5 protein-coding genes are annotated in these 1,977 nt (G+C 30.6%); all 5 read right to left on the reverse strand.

Annotated features, from left to right (window positions below; translation table 11 throughout):
* Positions 1-288: GNAT family N-acetyltransferase (locus BN350_RS09880; protein WP_028043456.1), on the reverse strand; the 288-nt coding region annotated here is incomplete at its 3' end.
* Positions 289-352: 64 nt separating this feature from the next.
* Positions 353-712, reverse strand: a complete 360-nt coding sequence (locus BN350_RS09885) for a desulfoferrodoxin family protein (RefSeq protein WP_049945549.1) — start codon at positions 710-712, stop codon at positions 353-355.
* A gap of 48 nt (positions 713-760) precedes the next feature.
* Positions 761-1,126, reverse strand: coding sequence for a rhodanese-like domain-containing protein (locus tag BN350_RS09890; RefSeq protein WP_028043458.1), 366 nt, complete (start codon positions 1,124-1,126; stop codon positions 761-763).
* A gap of 82 nt (positions 1,127-1,208) precedes the next feature.
* On the reverse strand, positions 1,209-1,589 hold the full coding sequence (locus tag BN350_RS09895) for a desulfoferrodoxin family protein (RefSeq protein ID WP_028043459.1): 381 nt from the start codon (positions 1,587-1,589) through the stop codon (positions 1,209-1,211).
* Between the two features lie 74 nt (positions 1,590-1,663).
* On the reverse strand, positions 1,664-1,977 hold a 314-nt coding region (locus tag BN350_RS18940), incomplete at its 5' end, for a hypothetical protein (protein WP_044600255.1).

Raw genomic sequence — 1,977 nt, forward strand, 5'->3', positions numbered from 1 at the left:
GATTTGATTTGCATAAAGTTTCTTCGCTTCATCTAAGAAATAACTACCTATTCCTTGACCTCTTAATGATTCATCAACTGCAAAGTTTTCTAAATAGACAAAATCACTCAATTCCCATACAATCAATGCACCTACAATACGCTGATTATGCACATATGAGTAAATCACAAATTCATTGTTTTCAAACAATTCTTTCATCAATTCATATGGTCTTAATTCTGCTAATGGAAATGCTTTTTCAAATAATGCATAGACTTCATCAAACTCATTGATACTTATTTTTTCCATATTTTCTCACCTACCTGTGTCTATTTTAACATATTAAAAAGAACATACAAGTGAAAAGTATGTTCTAAATAACCTCTTTCCATAAACCATGTAGATTACAATATCCATAGACTTCTAATGGTTCATCCTCTTCAGTTAATTCAAATGAAACAATCGGTGTTGATGTATAAGGCAATAATTTATACTGTCCACCTTGTTTAGTTTTTAAGAATATCATGGAAATATGATGTTCTTCTGTCATAGGATGCATAATGTTTCCTATTTTGACTTTAACAATTTGTCCTTCTTTTGAAACAATTGGCTGATGTTTTGTTTCATCACCTTCGTGTTTTTCAACTAAAACACGCATTAGCTCTTGATGATCTTGAACATCATCATCTAATTGAATAAAAAAATTATCCTTTTCATTTTTATAAAAATGCATTTTATCATCTCCCATATAAGTATGGGTAATCATCATAAACTTTATTCATTATTTTTCTATATCATAAGGCCAATCTATTATACCACCAAAATCATAAATATGTTCATAACCTAAATTGACTAATTTTTTTGCAGCTTTAGCACTTCTATTTCCACTACGGCAATAAACCAATATCGTTTGCTCTTTATCAGGAAGTTGTGTATTTCCTTCTTTAATTGTAGATAATGGAATCAAAATAGAATTTTGAATATGCCCATCTTGATATTCGCTTTCTTCTCTGACATCAATAATAACAACATCTTGTGTTTCCATCATTTCTTTTGCTTCTTTGGCACTGATTGTTTCATAACTTCCAGAACCTGTTGTACAGCCAACTAAAAATAATCCAGTTAATAATGTTTTAAGACTTTTCATTCAATCACTCCATTCTTATCTAGTATACCACATCTTTTTGATTTATATGAAAAAAGGACAAATTTGCCCTTTCTTTTATGAATTAAGCTTCAATTTCTGCTTTCCATAATCCATGTAAGTTACAATATTCATAAACTTCAACAGTTCCTTTGTAACCACCTAATGCAAAAGTTGCAACTGGTTCATCTGTAGCAGTTAAATCAACTCTCATCACTTTATTTCCTAAAACTGCGAAGATAGCAGTGATTAAATGTTCTTCTGTCATTGGATGAGCAACTTCACCAACTTTTGCTGTTAAAACATCTCCTTCAATTGATAATACTGGAACATGTTTTTCAGTTGCTGCATCAGTTGTATTGGCTACTAATTCTACCATTGGTTCACCACAACAAACAACTGGTACTCCTTTATCTAATACTTTTTCAATGACATTTCCACAATGCATACATTTGTACAATTTCATATTTTTATTCCTCCTATTGATTTTACGATTCTATTCTATCATCTATATGAAAAAGGTGCTAATCATATGCACCTTTAATTTTTTATTTTATATTTTTTTAGAATATAAGACTCATATATAGCAATCACTATAACAATACCAGGTATAACAGTAAGAATACCAATAATCATACAGGTCATAGGATGAGAGGCTAAAAAGAGACCTTCGGCAATGAATACACATCCATAGACAAACATCAGTTTGGCAATTGTCTGATTGTATTTTTTCACATCTGTTAATTCTGTTGCTGATGGAGGTTTTCCTTGATTATAAATAGTCACTGGTTTTGTTGAAAAAGCATAATACAAAGCGACTGCAAACATGCTTATGCCTATCACATAGACAAGAC

The organism is Candidatus Stoquefichus massiliensis AP9 (genome assembly GCF_000455285.1).
GTDB lineage: Bacteria > Bacillota_I > Bacilli_A > Erysipelotrichales > Coprobacillaceae > Stoquefichus > Stoquefichus massiliensis.